This window comes from Pseudomonas sp. Irchel 3E19 (assembly GCF_900187585.1).
In the GTDB taxonomy this organism is placed as follows: Bacteria; Pseudomonadota; Gammaproteobacteria; order Pseudomonadales; family Pseudomonadaceae; genus Aquipseudomonas; species Aquipseudomonas baetica.
This window is the reverse complement of the sequence record NZ_FYDT01000037.1, coordinates 49,762-65,234: the sequence shown is the minus strand read 5'-3', so window position 1 is coordinate 65,234 and position 15,473 is coordinate 49,762. Positions and strand designations below refer to the sequence as shown.

16 protein-coding genes are annotated in these 15,473 nt (G+C 58.8%); 9 read left to right on the top strand and 7 right to left on the bottom strand.

Annotated features, from left to right (window positions below; genetic code table 11):
• Positions 1 to 150 precede the first annotated feature (150 nt).
• Positions 151 to 978, bottom strand: a complete 828-nt coding sequence (gene cysQ / locus CKW18_RS21200) for a 3'(2'),5'-bisphosphate nucleotidase CysQ (RefSeq protein ID WP_095190592.1) — start codon at positions 976 to 978, stop codon at positions 151 to 153.
• A gap of 7 nt (positions 979 to 985) precedes the next feature.
• Positions 986 to 1,555, bottom strand: a complete 570-nt coding sequence (gene nudE / locus CKW18_RS21195) for an ADP compounds hydrolase NudE (protein WP_095190590.1) — start codon at positions 1,553 to 1,555, stop codon at positions 986 to 988.
• Between the two features lie 88 nt (positions 1,556 to 1,643).
• On the opposite strand from nudE, the gene yrfG reads away from it, so the two are divergent.
• Positions 1,644 to 2,306, top strand: a complete 663-nt coding sequence (gene yrfG, locus CKW18_RS21190) for a GMP/IMP nucleotidase (protein WP_095190589.1) — start codon at positions 1,644 to 1,646, stop codon at positions 2,304 to 2,306.
• A 107-nt stretch (positions 2,307 to 2,413) separates the two neighbouring features.
• On the opposite strand, the gene lysM is transcribed toward yrfG, so the two are convergent.
• Positions 2,414 to 2,854, bottom strand: a complete 441-nt coding sequence (gene lysM / locus CKW18_RS21185; protein ID WP_095190588.1) for a peptidoglycan-binding protein LysM — start codon at positions 2,852 to 2,854, stop codon at positions 2,414 to 2,416.
• Between the two features lie 139 nt (positions 2,855 to 2,993).
• On the opposite strand from lysM, the gene CKW18_RS21180 reads away from it, so the two are divergent.
• The 4 genes from CKW18_RS21180 to CKW18_RS21165 all read left to right on the top strand — a co-directional run bounded on the left by CKW18_RS21180 (position 2,994) and on the right by CKW18_RS21165 (position 7,981).
• Positions 2,994 to 3,881, top strand: coding sequence for a LysR family transcriptional regulator (locus CKW18_RS21180; protein WP_095190587.1), 888 nt, complete (start codon positions 2,994 to 2,996; stop codon positions 3,879 to 3,881).
• Positions 3,882 to 3,973: 92 nt separating this feature from the next.
• Complete coding sequence (fdhD, locus tag CKW18_RS21175; RefSeq protein WP_095190586.1) at positions 3,974 to 4,813, top strand: formate dehydrogenase accessory sulfurtransferase FdhD; 840 nt, start codon at positions 3,974 to 3,976, stop codon at positions 4,811 to 4,813.
• Positions 4,810 to 7,158 carry an FdhF/YdeP family oxidoreductase gene (locus CKW18_RS21170; RefSeq protein WP_095190585.1) on the top strand — a complete coding sequence of 783 codons (2,349 nt, stop codon included), beginning with the start codon at positions 4,810 to 4,812 and terminating at the stop codon, positions 7,156 to 7,158. The genes fdhD and CKW18_RS21170 overlap by 4 nt, the downstream gene beginning before the upstream one ends.
• A 346-nt stretch (positions 7,159 to 7,504) precedes the next feature.
• Positions 7,505 to 7,981 (top strand): glycine zipper domain-containing protein, encoded by a 477-nt coding sequence (locus tag CKW18_RS21165; protein ID WP_095190584.1) that lies wholly within the window; start codon positions 7,505 to 7,507, stop codon positions 7,979 to 7,981.
• 69 nt (positions 7,982 to 8,050) lie between these two features.
• Here CKW18_RS21165 and CKW18_RS21160 read toward each other — a convergent pair whose 3' ends face one another.
• From CKW18_RS21160 to CKW18_RS21145, 4 genes are all read right to left on the bottom strand, one after another.
• The gene (locus CKW18_RS21160; protein ID WP_095190583.1) at positions 8,051 to 8,482 is read right to left on the bottom strand and encodes a thioesterase family protein; all 432 of its coding nucleotides are present in this window, start codon (positions 8,480 to 8,482) and stop codon (positions 8,051 to 8,053) included.
• A gap of 145 nt (positions 8,483 to 8,627) precedes the next feature.
• Complete coding sequence (locus CKW18_RS21155; protein WP_095190582.1) at positions 8,628 to 9,851, bottom strand: 3-hydroxyacyl-CoA dehydrogenase; 1,224 nt, start codon at positions 9,849 to 9,851, stop codon at positions 8,628 to 8,630.
• A 141-nt stretch (positions 9,852 to 9,992) separates the two neighbouring features.
• Positions 9,993 to 11,921 carry an ATP-dependent DNA helicase RecQ gene (locus tag CKW18_RS21150; protein ID WP_095190581.1) on the bottom strand — a complete coding sequence of 643 codons (1,929 nt, stop codon included), beginning with the start codon at positions 11,919 to 11,921 and terminating at the stop codon, positions 9,993 to 9,995.
• Between the two features lie 181 nt (positions 11,922 to 12,102).
• Complete coding sequence (locus CKW18_RS21145) at positions 12,103 to 12,606, bottom strand: polysaccharide deacetylase (protein WP_095190580.1); 504 nt, start codon at positions 12,604 to 12,606, stop codon at positions 12,103 to 12,105.
• A 291-nt stretch (positions 12,607 to 12,897) separates the two neighbouring features.
• On the opposite strand from CKW18_RS21145, the gene CKW18_RS21140 reads away from it, so the two are divergent.
• From CKW18_RS21140 to CKW18_RS21125, 4 genes are all read left to right on the top strand, one after another.
• Positions 12,898 to 13,185 (top strand): hypothetical protein, encoded by a 288-nt coding sequence (locus CKW18_RS21140; protein WP_095190579.1) that lies wholly within the window; start codon positions 12,898 to 12,900, stop codon positions 13,183 to 13,185.
• 97 nt (positions 13,186 to 13,282) lie between these two features.
• Positions 13,283 to 14,425: a hypothetical protein gene (locus CKW18_RS21135; protein ID WP_095190578.1), complete on the top strand. Its 1,143-nt coding sequence runs from the start codon at positions 13,283 to 13,285 to the stop codon at positions 14,423 to 14,425.
• 362 nt (positions 14,426 to 14,787) lie between these two features.
• Positions 14,788 to 15,087 carry a hypothetical protein gene (locus CKW18_RS21130; RefSeq protein WP_095190577.1) on the top strand — a complete coding sequence of 100 codons (300 nt, stop codon included), beginning with the start codon at positions 14,788 to 14,790 and terminating at the stop codon, positions 15,085 to 15,087.
• Positions 15,088 to 15,264: 177 nt separating this feature from the next.
• Positions 15,265 to 15,426, top strand: coding sequence for a YhfG family protein (locus CKW18_RS21125; RefSeq protein ID WP_256587048.1), 162 nt, complete (start codon positions 15,265 to 15,267; stop codon positions 15,424 to 15,426).
• Positions 15,427 to 15,473 lie beyond the last annotated feature (47 nt).

The window sequence follows — 15,473 nt, the reverse complement described above, 5'->3', positions numbered from 1 at the left end:
GGGCTGGAGCACGATCTACATCACAGGCAAAAAGCCTAAGGAGCTGCACGGCTTCCAAATCCCTCCCTCGATGATCAGTCGAGAACTATCGCTCCTGATGGAGCGATAGTCGAGATACAAGGAGCTGCCGCAGGCCGCGATCTTTTGATCTTAACCGCGGGCCAACTCCAACAACCTCGCTCGCCACGCTGCCTTCGCCGGCAGCGCCAAAAAGAACTCGTTCAGCAACGATTCCCGCGCCGGATAACAGAACGCCTCACCGCGCAAATCCAGCACCTCACCGCCCGCGCCTTCCAGCACACCCTGCGCCGCCGCCGTGTCCCACTGCGAAGTCGGCGCCAGTCGCGGATAGCAATCCGCCGCGCCTTCAGCCAGCAGGCAGAACTTCAACGAACTGCCGATATTCGCCAATTGCAGCTCACCAAGGCTCGCTCTCAGCCCGGCCAGCAAGCGTTCCTGCTCAGGGCTGGAATGCCGACGGCTGGCCACCACCGTGAACGCCTCACCGGGCGCCGGCACATCACGCACCTGGATCGCAACTGGCGTACCGCCCGTATCACCACGCCAAGCGCCCAGCCCGGCACCGCCAACGTAATAACGACCGTTGGTCGGCATCGACACCACACCAAACACCACCCGGCCGTTTTCGATCAGCGCGATGTTGACGGTGAACTCCTCACTGCCGCTGATGAACTCTTTGGTGCCATCCAGCGGATCCACCAACCACCAGCGCTGCCAGCCGGCGCGCACGCTTTGCGGGATGTCGGCGTCCTCTTCCGACAGCACCGGAATACTCGGATCCAGCGCCGTCAGTCCGGCAACAATCAAATGGTGCGCAGCCAGATCCGCAGCGGTCACCGGTGAATCATCAGACTTGGCCGTGACTTCGACGCCGGAGCGCCAGAACGGCAAAATCACCTCGCCAGCCTGCAATGCCAGCTCAATCACTGGCGCCATCAACGGGTGGGAGAAATTCATCAGGTGCTCACTCATAACTGAAAACACCGCGCTGGCTCAGCAGGTCACGGGTCAAATAAAGCGCCGCCAATGCGCGCCCTTCGGAAAACTGCGGATTCAGCGCCAACGCCGACAATTCACGCAGGTTGACCTTGTCGACCCGCATCGGCTCGGGCTCGTCGCCCTCCAGACGTTCCTCGTAAAGATCAGTGGCCAGCACCACCTGAATCTTCTGGCTCATGTAACCGGGCGACAGCGACAGCTCGGTCAGATGTTCCAGTTGCCGCGCGCCAAAACCGGCCTCTTCCTTGAGCTCACGCTCAGCGGCCGCCAATACATCCTCACCCGGCTCGATCAAACCTTTAGGCAAGGACAACTCGTATTCGTCAGTGCCGCCGCAGTATTCCTCGACCAGCACCGCGTGTTCGGCATCGAGCATCGCCACGATCATCACCGCGCCGTAGCCCGCGCCCTTGCCGACCAGACGCTCATAAGTGCGTTCCACGCCATTGGAAAAACGCAGCTTCAGTTCTTCGACGCAAAACAGACGACTGGTGGCGACGATCTCGCGGGCAAGTACGGTGGGTTTCTGGCGCATGCAAAGCTCCTTGGCGTGAACGCGCTACTATAACGCGGCTTTCCCGATTGTTTACGTCGGATATCTTTCTACCGTTCGAGACGTTGCCATGCCTTCATTACCGTGGTCCGACATCGATACCGTTCTGCTCGACATGGACGGCACGTTGCTGGATCTGCACTTCGACAACCACTTCTGGCTGGAACATCTGCCCCAGCGCTACGCCGAACTGCACGGGATCAGCCGGGCCATGGCCGAGATGGAATTGCAGCCGTTGTTCGAACGCCACGCCGGACAGTTGCAGTGGTATTGCCTGGATTTCTGGAGCGCGGAGCTGAAGTTGTCTGTGCGCGAACTGAAACAGGAAACCGCGCACCTGATCGCCCTGCGCCCGGACGCCGATACCTTTCTTGCGGCGATAAAACGGGCCGGTAAACGGGTGATCATGATCACCAATGCGCACCGTGATTCGCTGTCACTGAAACTGGAACGGATCGAACTGGCGCCCTATTTCGAGCGGCTGATCAGCTCGCACGATTACGGTTTTCCGAAGGAAAACCCGCAATTCTGGGATGCCTTGCAGGCGGATATCGGTTTTGATCCGGCGCGCAGTCTGTTTATCGACGACACCTTGCCGATTCTGCGCAGTGCGCGGGATTTCGGTGTGGCGCACTTGTTGGCGGTCAAAGAACCCGACAGCCGAAAAGGTCCGAAGGACACCGCCGAGTTTGCGGCGGTCGAGGATTACCGGGATTTGATCACAGGCCTCTGATACCGAGTCGCCCTATTCGCGAGCAGGCTCGCTCCCACATTGAAACGCAATCCAATGCGGGAGCGAGCCTGCTCCGGGCGGCGTTCCGACGAAAGCGTTATCCGCAATTACTCAGGAATACGCAGTGTCTGCCCTGGGTAGATTTTGTTCACATCCTTGAGCATCGGTTTGTTGGCCTCAAAGATCTTGTTGTAGTGGTTGGCGTTGCCATAGACAGCCAGAGAAATTGCGCTGAGGGTGTCGCCTTTTTTCACCACGACAAACCGTGCTGCGGCCACCACCGGCCCGGTCACCGTGATCTGATCATCAACGCTGCCCACACCTTCAATGTTGCCCACCGCCAGCAGAATTTTCTCTTTCTCCTCCTGGCTCGCCACCTCACCGGTAACCGTGACCTTGTCGCCGTCCACGGTCGCCTGAACGTTCGGATTGCCCAAGCCAACCTTGCTGATGTGTTCCTTCAACTGCTCGCTGGCATTGGCGTTGCCCGGGGTCAGCAGATCGATCAGTTTTTCACCGGCTTCTTTCACAAAGCTCAAAAGACTCATAGCGCACACTCCTTGATTTGGGTTCCAGACGTCAAAGCCTAGACCACGCCAGACAAACCCGGTTCCAAGCCGACCAATGACCCTGTCACCCCACAAGCGTTAGAATCGCCCACCCCCGCCAACACCCTTCGGAGCGAAGATGGACATCAAGCAGCTGAAATTCCTCATCGCCCTCGACGAAACCCGCCACTTCGGCCAGGCCGCCGCGCGTTGCCACATCACCCAACCGACCCTGTCGATGCGCCTGCGCAGCCTTGAAGAAGAGCTCGACCTGCCGCTGGTCAACCGTGGCCAGCGTTTCGAAGGCTTCACCGCGCCGGGCGAACGGGTGCTGGCGTGGGCGCGCACGGTGCTGGCGGCTTATGACGGTTTGCAGGCGGAAGCGGCGGCGTGTCGCGGCAACCTGATCGGTACGCTGCGCCTGGGCGTGGTACCGCTGTCGAGCTTCGATCCATTGCCGCTGATGCAACGCCTGCACGCCGCGCACCCGGACCTGCGTTTCGAACTGTCGGCGCTGAGTTCCGAGCAGATCCTTGAGCATTTGGCGAACAACCGCATCGATATCGGCGTGTCCTACCTTGATCGGCTGGACAGTGAGCGCTTCGAATCCCTGGCCTTCAGTGAAACCCGCATGGGATTGCTGTATGACCAGCGTTTTTTCTCCTTCGGCGAAGCGCCGTTGAGCTGGGAAGCGCTGATCGAACTGCCACTGGGCATGCTCACCAGCGGCATGCACTTTCGCCAGTCGATCGACCATAATTTCCACAGCCGCGGCCTGACGCCACAAACACTGCTGCAAACCGATGCCGTGCATCAATTATTACAAGCTGTGCATGGCGGGTTCTGTTGCGCTGTGATGCCGCTGGACGGCGGACTGGAAAACCTCACCGATCACCTGCGCCTGCAACCGATTGAAAGCGCCCAAACCCTCGCCCGGTTGGGGTTCATCATGCGCCGGGGCGCACCGCGTTCAGCGCTGGCCGAGGCCTGTTTTGCGCTGTATCAAAAATCGCCAGGCGATACTTGATCGACAGCATCTATCGGTAGATCAACATTTGCGATTAGACGCGACAACTTGCCGCGCCTAGTCTTAACGTTGATCAAACCGTTGGTGATGCCATGAACGCCAAGCGCCCAGCCTGCGCGGCGCCTGCATTTGAAACGCCCGCGCCCGCCGCCAGCCACACCTACAGCTACAGCGATCTACCCCTTGAGGAATCGGCCAGCACCGCGCTGGCCGAGGAAGTCGCGTTGGCGATTGCCTACAACGGCATCAGTCAGGCGGTGATGCTGGTGACGCCGACCGACCTTGAAGACTTCATCGTTGGCTTCAGCCTCGGCAGCGGCATCATCGAAGACGCGACCGACATCTATGACCTGCAACTGACTGGCGCAGGCTCGGCGCAATACGCGCAAGTGACCATCGCCAACCGCGCGTTCTGGAATCTCAAGACCCAGCGTCGGCAACTGGCCGGCACCAGTGGTTGCGGCTTGTGCGGCGTCGAAGCGGTGGAACAGGCGCTGCCCGACCTCAAGGTGTTGCCCGGCGCGCCCTTGCCGCCAAGTGCATGGCTCGACGGTCTGCGCCAGCGCATCGGCGCGTTCCAGCCGCTTGGCCAGCACTGCGGTGCGGTGCATGCGGCGGTGTTCATGAACGCCAGCGGCGAACTGCTGCTCGGTCGCGAAGACATCGGCCGGCACAACGCCCTCGACAAACTGATCGGCGGGCTGATCCGCCAGAAGATATCCACAGAAGGCGGGCTGGCGATTGTCACCAGCCGTTGCAGCCTCGAATTGATCCAGAAAGTGTTGCGCGCCGGCATCCAGACCCTGGTCAGCCTGTCCGCACCCACAGGCCTTGCCGTGCAATGGGCCCGTCGACATAACCTCAATCTCATCCACCTGCCGCAGAAAAGTGCGCCGCGGGTGTATAGCCCCGCGATGGAGAATCAAGCGTGAGCCAACATCATCAAGCCGACCAGAAACCTGTCCCGCGCTACAAGCCTTACAAAGGTGCCGCCGGCGGCTGGGGTGCGCTGATCAGTGTGGCCCAGGCCTGGTTGACCAGCGACAACGCGCTGAAAAACCTGCGCATGATGCTCAAGACCAACCAGAACGGCGGTTTCGACTGCCCGGGTTGCGCATGGGGCGATTCGCCGGAAAGCGGCATGGTCAAGTTCTGCGAGAACGGCGCCAAAGCGGTGAACTGGGAAGCGACCAAGCGTCGTGTAGACGCCAAGTTTTTCGCCAAGCACAGCGTCACTTCGTTGCTGGAGCAGAGCGATTACTGGCTTGAGTATCAGGGCCGCCTGACCGAGCCGATGGTCTACGACGCCCAGACCGATCGTTACAAACCGATTGCCTGGGACGACGCCTACGCGCTGATCGGCAAACATCTGCAAGGCCTGTCGAGCCCGGATCAGGCCGAGTTCTATACCTCGGGTCGTGCCAGCAACGAAGCGGCGTATCTGTATCAGCTGTTCGTACGCGCTTACGGCACCAACAACTTCCCCGACTGCTCGAACATGTGCCACGAGGCCAGCGGTGTGGCGTTGGCGCAAAGCGTCGGCGTCGGCAAAGGCACCGTGACCTTCGACGATTTCGAACACGCCGATGCGATTTTCGTCTGGGGCCAGAACCCCGGCACCAACCATCCGCGGATGCTTGAACCGCTGCGCGAAGCAGTGAAACGTGGCGCTCAGGTGGTGTGCGTCAACCCACTGAAAGAGCGCGGCCTGGAACGTTTCCAACATCCGCAACACCCGATCGAAATGCTCACCAACGGCGACAAACCGACCAACACCGCGTACTTCCGTCCGGCATTGGGCGGCGACATGGCGCTGCTGCGCGGCATGGCCAAGTTCCTCCTGCATTGGGAACGCGATGCGCAGAAGGCCGGTACACCGGCCGTGTTCGACCATGACTTCCTCAATGCCCACAGCGCCAACGTGCTGGAGTACCTCGGTGTCGTCGATGACACGCCGTGGGAGCAGATCATTGAGCAGTCCGGCCTGACGCTGGTGGAAATCGAACAAGCGGCGCGCATGTACGCCAAAGGCAAGAACGTGATCATGTGCTGGGCGATGGGTATCACCCAGCATCGCCACTCGGTGCCGACCATCCAGGAAATCGCCAACCTGATGCTGCTGCGCGGCAACATCGGCAAGCCAGGCGCTGGTCTGTGCCCGGTGCGCGGCCACAGTAACGTGCAGGGCGACCGCACAATGGGCATCAACGAGCGTCCGCCGGTAGCCTTCCTCGACTCGCTTGAGCGTCGCTTCCAGTTCAAGGTGCCGCGTCACAATGGCCACAACGTGGTCGAGGCAATCCATGCGATGGCCGAAGGTCGCGCCAAAGTCTTTATCGGTCTGGGTGGCAACTTCGCCCAAGCCACGCCGGACAGCCCGCGCACCTTCGCGGCGCTGAGCAATTGCGACCTGACCGTGCAGATCAGCACCAAACTCAACCGCAGCCACCTGGCTCACGGTAAAGACGCGTTGATCCTGCCGTGCCTCGGCCGTACCGACATCGACATCCAGACCGAAGGCCCGCAAGCGGTCACCGTGGAAGACTCGTTCAGCATGGTTCACGCCTCCAACGGCCAGTTGCAGCCACTGTCGAACCAGATGCGCTCGGAACCGTCGATCATCGCCGGCATCGCCGCTGCGACCCTGGGCAGCAAACCGGTGGACTGGAACTGGCTGGTGGCTGATTACGGGCGTATCCGCGAGCTGATCGCCGACACCATTCCGAACTTCAAGGCGTTCAACGAGAAGATCAAAAACCCTGGCGGTTTCTACCTCGGCAACAGCGCCGGCGCACGCAAGTGGAATACCCCGTCGGGCCGCGCCAATTTCCGCGCGAACCTGCTGCCCAAGGATCTGGTACACGAACGCACCCGCGCTACCGGACAGTTGCCGGATCTGATCCTGCAATCAATGCGCTCGCACGATCAGTACAACACCACGATTTATGGCCTCGACGACCGTTATCGCGGGGTCAAAGGCCAGCGCGATGTGTTGTTTGCCAACGAGGCCGACATCATTCGTCTGGGCTTCCGGCCGGGGCAGAAGGCTGACATCGTGTCGATCTGGGATGATGGTCGTGAGCGTCGGGTGAAGGGCTTTACGCTATTGGCGTTTGATATCCCTGCTGGTCAGGCTGCTGCGTATTATCCGGAAGTGAACCCGTTGGTGCCGCTGGAAAGTACCGGGGATGGCAGCCATACGCCGACGTCGAAGTTCATTGCAATTCGATTGGAAGCAGCGAGCGAGACTGGGCTGATCATGGCCAAGTCTGCTTAACCGGGCGCTTCAACTGGCCCCTTCGCGAGCAGGCTCGCTCCCACATTGGATCGCGATTCATTGGGATGAACGCGGTCAACTGTGGGAGCGAGCCTGCTCGCGAAAGCGGTAGGGCATTCAATACATCTCTTCGCACTTGCACTTTTCAAACGGGCACAAAAAAGGCCGCTTTTTCACGAAAGCGGCCTGTCCGAAGTAGCTAAAGACCGGCGAAAAACGCGTAAGTTCCGCCCATAAAACAGTAACTTACGTTTTTGTATACAAGTCGTGTTATTCGTCGGATTTCGATTGTCACGCTTGTTACACAGCCTCAGGATCGGCGCCGTCATCCCTTTGAGGCTCCTCTATGAAGTTCTCCTCGATTCTCTTGTTGTCCCTTGGCCTGGTCAGTGGTTTTGCGTCTGCAGGCGGCACCACCGAAGCAGGTGTGGGCGGCGCATTGGGCGGGGTTCTTGGCTCGGTCGTCGGTCAGTCTTTAGGCGGCAATACAGGTTCCACCATCGGCGCAGCCTTGGGCGGCGCGGGTGGTAGTGCGGTCGGCGCAGACAAGCGCAGCCGTGGCGAAGCCGCCATCGGCGGTGCGTTGGGCGCGGCCGGCGGTAACGTCGTGGGCCGCAGCATGGGCGGCACCACCGGCAGCCTGATCGGCTCCGCAGCAGGTGGCGGCGCCGGTGGCGCGCTGGGTAACTACATGGGCAACAAGAGCGACGACGATGATCGTCGCTATGATCGCCGTCACGATGACCGTCGCTACTATCGCGACCGTCACCCGGGTCGCGGCCACGCTTATGGCCACCGCAAACATCACAAGTATCGCGACTGAGGCCTAAACACCTCGTTGGCCGGTAAAGCAAAAATCGCAGCCCTAGGGCTGCGATTTTTTTTACTTTTTTCACACCACCAATCTTTCCAGCGCCCCGCGTAACCCGGCAGGAATCGGCACTGGCTGATTGCTCGCCCGATCGACAAACACGTGCACGAAACGCCCGGCGGCACACGCTTCGCTTTCGCCGACCTTGAATACCGCCAGTTCATACTGCACCGAGCTGTTGCCCAACTTGCCGACCCGCAAACCGATCTCGATCAGATCAGGGAAAGCAATCGAGGCGAAGTAATCGCACGCAGAACTGACCACAAAACCCACCACCTCACCGTCATGGATATCCAGCCCGCCGACCTGAATCAGGTAGGTGTTCACGGCGGTGTCGAAGAAGCTGTAATAGGTGACGTTGTTGACGTGGCCGTAGGCGTCGTTGTCATGCCAGCGGGTGGTGATGGGCTGGAAGTGCGGGTAGTCGCTGCGTTGAGGCATTGGGCTGGACATAGATCAGCGATTCCTGAAGGTATTTTGGCGAGTCTAATTTAAACCGAGGCGTGGCCTTCGCGAGCAGGCTCGCTCCCACTTCGGAATGCGCTCCCCTGTGGGAGCGGGCTTGCCCGCGAAGGCGCCAGCACAGGCGCCACATCAATCAACGGTCAGCAAACCCCTTCCCCTGCGCCGCCAACTCACCAATCAACCGCGCCGGCTTCCACTGATCGCCCTGCCGCGTCTGCAGCGCCAACAAGCGCTGATGAATATCCGCCAGCCCCTGCTGATCTGCCCAGGCCATCGGCCCACCCTTGTCCGCCGGGAAGCCATAGCCGTTCAGATACACCAGATCAATGTCACGGGCCGACTCGGCGATGCCTTCCTGCAGAATCTTCGCACCCTCGTTGACCAGCGCCAGCAGGCAGCGCTCCAGAATTTCTTCCGGGCCAATCTCACGACGCTGAAAACCCAGCCCCTCGCTGACCTGCAACACAAGTGCATCGACCTCTGGATCATGCTCAGCCTGACGACTGCCCGGCTCGTAATGGTAGTAACCATTGCCGGACTTCTGGCCAAACCGGCCCATCTCGCACAAGCGGTTATCCACCTGAACCTGCGGCGCATCCTGACCTTTACCGGCCAGCTCACGCGCACGCCATTCCAGATCAATGCCGACCACGTCGTACATGCGGAACGGCCCCATCGCAAAACCGAAGCCCTGCAACGCTGCATCGACCTGCTGTGGATAAGCGCCTTCGAGCAGCATCTTGCGCGCCTCCAGCACATACGGATGGAGCATGCGGTTGCCGATAAAACCGTGGCAGTTGCCCGACACCACACTGACCTTGCCCATGCGCTTGCCCAACGCCAGCGCGGCTTGCAATGCTGCCGGGGACGTCTGCGCGCCACGGACGATTTCCAGCAGTTTCATGATGTGCGCCGGGCTGAAGAAATGCAGGCCCAGCACTTGCTCAGGTCGCTTGGTGGCCGCAGCAATCGCATCGATATCCAGCGCCGACGTGTTACTCGCCAAAAGTGCCTCAGGCTTGAGCAAGCCATCCAGTTCGCGAAAGATCTTCTGCTTGAGCTCAAGGTTTTCGTACACCGCCTCGATCACCAGATCGACATTGCGGATCGCCGCATAATCCGCCGCCGCGCTGACCCGGGCGAGGCGCGCATCAGCCTCGGCCTGATCGATCCGGCCCTGACGAACGTTGTGTGCATAAGTGTCGGCCACAGCAGCGAGCGCCTGTTCAAGCATCTGTGGATTGTTATCCACCCATTGCACCGTCACACCGGCATTGGCCAGGCACATGACAATGCCACGGCCCATGGTGCCCGCACCGATCACCGCCGCCGTCTTGATATCGTATGTCTGGCTCATGTTGTTCTCTTGTTGGCGATCCAAAGACAGGTCTCACCATAGTCAGCCATCGACGGTTTTTGAAGTTTATTACCGTGATGATCGACATTCAGCGGATGGATTTAACACGCCTTATCCCTGCGGCAGCTCCTACACAGGGGGTCAGAGGTGTAGCTGGGCCCACTGGCGGACTTCGGCGTAGGGGTACTCTTCCAGCGCCGCATACCCGGAAAGCGTCCGCGCCTTGAGCTTGGTGAACAGCGGCACACTGATCCCGCACAGAAACCGCGTCAGCCGCTCCGCCGTCGGCACATTGCCCGTGAGCTGCTCATGCTTGTGGATAAAATCATCACACAACGCGGCAAAGTTTTTATCCACAAGCGCCGGCAACTGCGGCGGCGCCGGCAAGCGGGCGACATGCCCATGACACACCGAACAATGCCCGCAGCGCTCAGGCGCATCGTGATCACCGAAGTATTCGGCCAGTCGATAACCCAGGCAGCGTTCAGTCGCAAAAACCTCAAGCATGGCGTGAATTCGCGCCACTTCAGTCTGCTCGTGCCGGGTGAAGTAGTCGTGCAACTCACCACTCAACACATCGCTGTCAAAATCACTGTGCAGCAAGCTATAGACCTCGGTCATCTGCTTGCTCTCAAGCTCGACCCAGCCCTTTTCCTGAAAGTAATCCAGCGCCTTCACCACACGATCACGCGCAGCCGAATATTGCGTGTATATCGCCTCGAAATTCACCGTGGCCCAGGTACGCGCGCGGGGCGACGTCTGGATGATCGCCGCGACAAAATCTCTGCGCTCACCGTCGAAACGCTCAAGCAGCGCTTCAGGCTCCAGCAAGTATTTGAAGCGATAGTCGGCGTAATACGCATAGCGCGGGGCGATCAAACCACGCAGCTCCAATTGCACCAGCAAAGTCTTTAGCGGCAACGCGCGGATGTTGCTGTGATCCGCCAGCGGACCGAGCAGAAACTCCCACTGCCCTTGCGGCGCCGAGGCCTTCAGTTCATCGAGTACATAACGGATGCCGGCGCGCTCCGGCGTATCGCCGTAGACGAAGTTTTCCAGCACGTTGAGGCTGTCGCGATTGGCCTGCACCAGACAGTCCGACGGCTGCCCGTCACGCCCGGCACGGCCGATTTCCTGACTGTAGTTTTCGATGGATTTGGGCAGGTCGAAGTGCACCACATTGCGGATGTCACTCTTGTCGATGCCCATGCCGAAGGCGATGGTCGCGACAATGCAATTGGACTGCCCGGCCATGAAGCGTTTCTGGATGCCCTCGCGCTTATCATGGGGCAGCCCGGCGTGATAAGCCTCGGCTTGAATGCCGTTGCGTTCCAGATGTTCGGCGATATGTTCGGCGGTTTTCTGCAAGGTCACGTAGACGATGCTTGGCTGGCCTGGCCGCTCGGCCATCCATTCCACCAGGCGCCGGCGCTTGTCCTGGCCGCGCACCGGCTCCACCAGCAGATTGAGATTGGGCCGATAGAAACCGGTGGTCACCACGTCTGCGGCAGCGATGGCAAATTTGGCCTGCATGTCGGCGATGACTTTCGGCGTTGCGGTGGCCGTCAGCAGCAGTGTTTGCGGGATGTTGAACTGTTTTTGATAGTCCGGCAGTTTGAGGTAATCGGGACGGAAATTGTGCCCCCACTCCGAGATGCAGTGCGCCTCGTCCACCACCAGCAACGAGATCGGCACCTGCTGCAAAAAGTTGCGGAAGCGCTCGTTCTTCAAGCGCTCCACGGAGATCATCAGGATCTTCAATTCGCCCGAACGGGCGCGGGCCATCACGTCATTGGCGTCATCGCGGCTCTGCGCCGAATCGATGCTGCCCGCCGAAATGCCGTGGCGCTGCAGAAATGCCAGTTGATCCTGCATCAACGCCAGCAACGGTGAGACCACCAGCGTCAGATGCGGCAGCATCAGCGCCGGCAATTGATAGCAAAGGGACTTGCCGGAACCTGTGGGAAATATCGCTGCTGCCGAGCGCCCGGCGAGGACCGCGCTGATCGCGGTTTCCTGTCCGGGACGAAACTGTGGATAACCAAAAACCTGTTCCAGGGTGTTGTGCATTCGCTGTCACTCCTTTGACCGCTGCCATGCCAACAGCCTAGCGGGCGAACGCAGCGAGTCGAGAAAAGGTCGGGGCCAAATCGATTCGCAATGATACAGCGATTTACTTCAACGCCACGGTCCCTGTGATGGCGAGCCGGCTCGCGAAAAGGCCCGCCAGCACAATACAAAATCCTGCAACTCAGGGCCGCAACACCGCCACCCGCAACTGCTCATTCAACATCTGCTCATGCACACCCAGGCTCTTGCTCGCCCACAATGCATGGGCCGGGCTGATGTCGCCAGTGAACGCCGCCGCCAACTGACGCAAGTCGGCGATACTGCGCGCCTGTGGGCAGAAAGGCTGGTCGGCACAGTCCTGACTGGCGTTGCGATAAGTGCTCAGCAAGTGATCCCACAAGCCCTCGCGCACTTGCCTGATGGACTTGAGCTGCACTTGCGGCACACCCAACCGCTGCTTGAGCCCCGACTCGTCCAGCGCCTCGCTGGCAAGCAAGGCTTTGCCGAACATCAGCACCTCGGCGCGCGAAGCGGTGTCGACATTCGTCTGGTTGGTGAGCGCATCCGGCCAACCGGTGCGATTCAGATGATCAAGCACCAGCGCGTTGCCAACGTCGGCGGCCATTGCCCAACGGCAACCACTGACCCAAAGCACCACAATCGAGGCCATTCGTAGCCACTGCATACCTAATTCCCTTTAAGCGTGTATCGGACGCCTGGAAACGTCCCACAGATTCTGGCGCGCACCATACAGCGGTTTGCTCAGAAGTGCCTGACAAACCCGTAGGAAATTTCCCATCTAAGGGTTTTGCCCGAAAAGCCCCATGAAAATGCGTAGGGCAAATACCCGAACCCAGTAAAAACCCCTACGAACGCTGTCCATTCCGGCGGTCTTGTTCCTGCGCGCAGCGCCCTCCTATAGTGGCCGGCGCATTTGAATTGCGCCGTGCGACTTATCAAAGGACAGCCCTCTTCCATGAACTCACTGCACCCGCCCAGCCCCCGCTATCGCCGTTTGAAATCCAGCTACAGCGAAAAGCCGGTATTGGTCATCGACACGGACGCCAGCCATGAAGATCTGCTGGATGCCGCCCAACAACGTCTGTGCGCTGCCAACAACTTGCTGGAAACTCTTTACTGCATGTGTTTCCAACAGGCAGACATCAAAGACATCCCAAACATCATCACCGCACTTTATTTATTGACTCAAGACGGCTGCGAACTGCTGGAAGTTGCAAAATTCAAAGCCATACACAACAATTAAAACCAACAAACAACAAACCCGGAAACAACCAACGCATATACCATTCTAAAAATTCGCACTAGGTTAATTGCTCTTCCATTAAACAAGAGCAACAAGCATGACTGTATTAACTATTTTCTTTTGCGGCACCGGCTCCAACAAATTTGATGTCACCCATGAAAACTTCTGGAACGGCGAACTGATTTCCACACTCGCTGCAAACCATTCCGGTCGCGAGTTTGCCGAATGGATCGTCGTCGACGGCCCTGGCAGCGGTAACCTGCAAGCCGATGACCTGTTCACCAAAACCAAGGAATACGGGCTAAGCGGCACGTTGTTCGGCAAGGGTTGGGAAGAAAACGTGCAGCACGCACTGAATATCATCAAGGGCAAATGTGACTGGCAACGCGAGCAACTGACCGAAGTCGAATACAACCGCCTCAAAGCCGCTGGCATTCCCATTGACGATGTCAAAGTCGAAGGCTCGTGGATGTGGCGAAAGTACAACTACGGCGACCGTAGCATTACGCAACAGAAGTTACAGGAAGGGATTATCAAGACTTTCCGCAAAGATGGAATTATTCCCACCCGCGTCAATCTGGTGGGTTGGAGCCGAGGCGGTATAAGTTGCCACATGCTGGCCAATGCGATGTTAAAGGACAGCCAACTGAAAAATATTCCAGTGAATATCTTTGCGCTGGACCCCGTACCGGGCATCGGTAACTTCCAGGAAGAGCGGGTCAAACTTGGCAGCAACGTCAAAGAGTACGTCGCCTTCTACGCCCGCGATGAACGCTCCAAAGGCTTCAGCTGCGTAATCCCGCAAACCGCCACCGGCACCAAAACCAGCGTCTACCCCATGGCCGGGCGCCACGCGACCATGGCGGGCAACGCCACCGCCGACGGTGGCGTGCCTGCCAGCGCAAGCGACCTGAAAACCCTGGTGGAACCTGGCCGTGTGGTCCGCCACTACGCCGAAACCTGCCTCAAGCGCTGGGGTGTACAACTGAACAAAACCCTCAACCTGACCCCGACCGACCTGCAAAACCTCACCAACGGCATCGTCCGCGATGAAGCCCGGTACAAACGGATGCACAACATCTCCTACACCTACTTCACCGAACTGGATAAAGGCGAACGCTACGTGTCGCTGGGCAGCAAAGGCGTGCCGTTCTCGGCGGTGAAAGGCCCGATCTACGCCCCGGCGACTGGGCTGACAACCAGCGTGCTGGATGTGGCGGCGTATCGGGTTATTGGCTGAAGGCCGTGGGCGCGTGAACGGACGAAAAAACCTACAGCAATGGCCTATCTGGTATTCGTCCCATTCCTACAAACCCAGACTCCCTTGCCGTCTATCGCGGCTTGGTAAGCCAAATCTATAGTCGTGATTGTCGCTGCCAAATCAGCGACTCGGGCTTGGTCACCCGATTGGATCGTGTATACGCACGCGCTGTATGCTGCCGGCACTCACTTGCCTGCGGTTTATGGTGACTGTGTTTGGGACACCTTCGGGTGTGCCGGGTATGTGCGCGATCCTCACCGGTTGACCAACCCGAACACAGTCGCCTCCTGTCGCTTGGTCACGATGCGGTGGCTTCTTTCGAAGCAATTGAGGATTAAAAAATGACAACTTGGAATCAATTCACCTCCGATCGCTACCGCCCACTCGAATCCAACCTCACCGACACCAAGCCCCTGATCATCGACACAACGGCCAATCCACAAGACATCCTCGAATGCGCGGTCCAGCGCCTGCGCGCTTCAAGCGACCTGCTAAAAACCCTCTACTGCCTCAGCTTCAAACAAGCCGACGTCGAAGACATCCCCCACATCACCCACGCCCTCTATCTGCTGACGCAGGATGGCTGTGACCTGCTGCAAGTCGCACAGCAGCAGATGCTCAACTGGAAAGCACCAGCCTGAATTTGAATGATCGTATCGCTCTTATGCACTCTGTGAGAGCGATCAAAAAAACGGTAATCAAACATGGGAGCAACCATGAGCAAATTCTTTGATGAGCTGATGGAAAGCGTTATCGAGATGGACGAGATCTTACGCAAAAAGTATCGCGATTCAGACTCGAATGCTGATACGAGCGTTTTGACGTTTCAGCAAAAGCAGGCCCATTACGACAAGGTTCGCCGATCAAACTATTTGGCCAGCCTACGCATTGAAGGTTTTGAAACCACCCCTGCCGATGCTGAAAAGCCACTTTCCTCACGTATGCAGGTTCTCGAAAAGTACCGGCAAGAACCGGGCTGACTAGAGGAAGCGCTAACGTTCAAGTGGCAGTATTCTAGCTATATGAA